This window comes from Brachyspira pilosicoli (genome assembly GCF_019402445.1).
In the GTDB taxonomy this organism is placed as follows: Bacteria; Spirochaetota; Brachyspiria; order Brachyspirales; family Brachyspiraceae; genus Brachyspira; species Brachyspira pilosicoli_B.
In genome coordinates, this window is the sequence record NZ_SRZM01000361.1 from 1 (window position 1) to 2,401 (window position 2,401).

Sequence of the window (2,401 nt, forward strand, 5' to 3'; positions counted from 1 at the left end):
TTTGAAGATATAAGCAAAGATGCAAAAATTGTACATAATTTATATATAAAAATATTAACAGTTTTAATATCATCTTTTTCTACAGCTATTTTAGCTTTTACTTTTGGTGTGATTATAGATAATTTAAGTTTTTTTAATGAAACTACTAAAATAGGTTATAAACTTACTATGCCTTATTTTTATTTGGTATTATTTATTTATATAGTTATTTATTCTTTTTGGAATTTCTCTGATAATATAAAGCCTAAAATAAGAAAGTATAGTTATGATATATATAAAATTAATTTAAAAAACTCTATTATTGCTGTTGTAATTTATTCTGTAATAATGATTATTGTAAATGTCATCACGTATAAATATAATAATTATTTGTGGTTTATGTGGCCTTTTGTTGGTATATTAAATTGGACTATTTCTATAATTGCAGATTATTATTTATTTAGAAGCAGCATATTTGAATATAAGAAATAAAAAATATTGATATTTTATGCAAAGTATATTGACAGACATAATACTTTTGTTATAATATTAATATAGTTGAATATATGTGAGTTGCGTTTTATGAAGAAATTGCTATTAATATTTTTTATATTATCAAGTTTCCTTTTTGCTCAGAATGATTTTGTAAACTCAGGTTTTCATTATAGTTATAATTATTTTGGTTTTCCATTTTCTGTTGATTTAGGATATGCATATAAAAAGAATTCACATTTTGTATATGTTCCGCGTGTAGGAATAAGTTTTGACTATGGTGCAGAATCATCATTTGGAATATTCGCCAATGCTGGAATGGAATACAGATACAGAAGATTTTTTATAGATTTAAATTACAAACAAGGAATAACTCCTCCATTTGCTACGTTTAATTATAAAGATTTAGAATATTACGGACAATTAAAATTAGGTTATTCTTTTGATAATGTGAGTATTTATTATGGAATGAATATAGGCAAAATGCTTACTTCTGAGAGAGAGGTTTATAGATTAAGCTCTATATTTAAGATTAATCAGAATATTGGTTTAAGTTCTACATTTGTTGATGACGGAGTTAATAAATTAAAGTTTAATGCTGGAGTGGGTGCGAGCATTATACCTAATGAAAAGCAGTATTCTTATAATGTTTCAGCTAGTATGCCTTATTCGTTTTTTCATTATTGGGGCGAGCTTGGAATTATGCCTTATATAGGATACAGTGCTTATTTTGATAAAAGCGAGAAAAAATATTCTATAGGGTTTAAGTATTTATACTCTCTTATGATGATGCCTTTAAGTAATTTGGAGGCACATCTTAAAAATATGGACTTTCTTACATTTGTTCATCTTGAATATAAGTTTTTTATGAGATTTCTTCCTTCTGGTTTTAATGATATATACTTAGTTGCTTTTGGAAATGTGGGGTACGGAAAATATTTTGAAAGCAGTATTGATAAAGGCAATTTATTATATGTTGTAGGAGGCGGAATAGGCTACAATCTCTACGGCTCAACACCTTTACAATTAACTTTTGGTGTTGATAATAATAATAGTTTGGTTATGAATTTAATAATTAGCACTATAGTATTTTAAGGAGGGTTTATAATGAGAAAGATTTTTACAGTTTTATTTTTATCTTTAGTTTTTACTATTTCATCTTTTTCGTATAACAGAGATTTTAATGAGCTTTATAATCTTTATTATATGGCTAATACCAATAAAGCTGGTGATTTATATAAGGCTATAGAAAAAATAAAAAACGGCAATTATGGAAAAACAGAAAAGCAAACTTATGAGAATCTTATTTTACTTATGGATATATATATGAATCCTAGAAGTAAAAGAGAGTCTTACAAATTATTGAATGATAATATAAAAAAGAATACTCCATTATTAACAGAAAAAGATGCTGATTATATGGCTTCTGTTGCTGATGTGATGAGCAGTGCTATTAATTATTCTTCATTTAATGAGGTTGTAAAACTTTCTGGCAAGGCTGGGGAGATATATGATAATGCTTTAAAAATTAATGCTAATCATTTTCCTTCGCTATTAGGTAAAGCAATACTTACAGCGTACAGTCCTGAGTTTGTAGGTGGCGGAATAGATAAATCTCTTCCAATATTTAAAAAAGCAGAAAGCAATGCTAAAGAGAAATGGGAAAAACATATAGTTTATTTATGGACTTCACAGGCTTATTTTAAGAATAATGATAAAGCCAATTATGATAAGTATATAAAAATGGCAAAAGATATATTTCCAGAGGGAGCTTTTATAAAGAATGTTATCGATATGAATGCTAAAGGAAAAGGAATGTTTAATTAAACATATATGTAATAATTATTAAATATAGTGATTTGGCTATACCTAAAGGTGAGTTTATAAAATGCAGTCTTTTTGGTTCTTTTGGCCACAAAAAGAACTGGGG

3 protein-coding genes are annotated in these 2,401 nt (G+C 26.4%); all 3 read left to right on the plus strand.

From position 1 onward, the window contains the following. The coding region (locus tag E6A48_RS10690; protein ID WP_219710213.1) for a hypothetical protein at nt 1-471 on the plus strand (471 nt) is incomplete at its 5' end. A gap of 90 nt (nt 472-561) precedes the next feature. Then, nucleotides 562-1,566: a hypothetical protein gene (locus E6A48_RS10695; RefSeq protein WP_219710214.1), complete on the plus strand. Its 1,005-nt coding sequence runs from the start codon at nt 562-564 to the stop codon at nt 1,564-1,566. Nucleotides 1,567-1,575: 9 nt separating this feature from the next. Further along, complete coding sequence (locus tag E6A48_RS10700) at nt 1,576-2,298, plus strand: hypothetical protein (RefSeq protein WP_219710216.1); 723 nt, start codon at nt 1,576-1,578, stop codon at nt 2,296-2,298. Nucleotides 2,299-2,401 lie beyond the last annotated feature (103 nt).

What these genes read in the sequence shown, in the direction of transcription:
- E6A48_RS10695 (WP_219710214.1), top strand. Translation starts at nt 562, where the DNA reads ATGAAGAAATTGCTATTAATATTTTTTATATTATCAAGTTTCCTTTTT.